At 76.9% G+C, this 1,060-nt stretch carries 1 protein-coding gene; it reads left to right on the top strand.

The genetic code is table 11. The features are described 5' to 3' along the window. Window positions 1–1,060 (top strand): xanthine dehydrogenase family protein molybdopterin-binding subunit (locus tag KS423_RS46085; protein ID WP_224285601.1); only part of this gene is annotated, 1,060 nt, incomplete at both ends.

Genomic DNA, 1,060 nt, shown 5'->3' with positions numbered 1-1,060 from the left:
GACGGCGCCCCGGCCGGGCCGATCGTCGCCGACCGGCCGGTGCTGGCCGCCGGTGTGGTGCGCCACCACGGCGAGCCGATCGCCGCGGTGGCCGCCGACCACCCGGACACCGCCCGGCTGGCGGTCGGGCTGATCGCGGTCGACTACGAGCCGCTGGAGGCCGTCACCGACCCCGAGCAGTCCTTCACCGCGCCGCCGCTGCACCCGGACGGCAACCTGTTCCGCCACCTGCCGCTGCGTTGCGGCGACCCGGACGCGGTGGGCGAGATCGTCGTCGAGGGCCTCTACCAGGTCGGCCGGCAGGACCCGGCCCCGCTCGGCGCCGAGGCCGGGCTGGCCGTGCCGCGCCCGGACGGCGGCGTCGAGCTGCACCTGTCCTCCACCGACCCGCACGGCGACCGCGACCGCACCGCCGCCTGCCTCGGCCTGGAGCCGGACCGGGTCCGGCTGGTGGTCACCGGCGTGCCCGGCGCCACCACCGACCGCGAGGACCTCTCCTTCCAGGTCACCCTGGCCCTGCTGGCGCTGCGCACCGGCCGCCCGGTGAAGATGACGCTCACCCGCGAGGAGTCCTTCCAGACCCACACCTCGCGCCACCCCGCGCTCCTGCGGTACCGCCACCACGCCGACGCCGAGGGCACCTTGGTGAAGGTCGAGGCGCAGATCCTGCTGGACGGCGGCGCCTACGCGGACGTCTCCGCCGAGGCGCTGGCCGCCGTGACGGCCTTCTCGGCCGGCCCGTACGTCTGCCCGAACGTCTTCGTGGACGCCTGGGCGGTGCGCACCAACAACCCGCCGGCCGGCCGGATGCGCGGTGAGGGCGCCCTGCAGGCCTGCTTCGCGTACGAGTCGCAGCTGGACCAGCTGGCCGCCCGGATCGGTGTGGACCCGGTGGAGATCCGCCGCCGCAACGCGATGTCGACCGGCGACCCGCTGCCCACCGGACAGGCCGTCACCTGCCCGGCACCGGTGCGCGCCCTGCTCGACGCGGTCGCCGCCGAGCCGCTGCCGGCCCTGCCGGTGGACGACCCGGACGCCGAGTGGCTGCTGCCCGGCGGGC

This window comes from Streptomyces sp. LS1784 (assembly GCF_020103755.1).
GTDB lineage: Bacteria > Actinomycetota > Actinomycetes > Streptomycetales > Streptomycetaceae > Kitasatospora.
The sequence above is the reverse complement of the archived record's forward strand: the minus strand, read 5'-3'. Positions and strand labels throughout refer to the sequence as shown.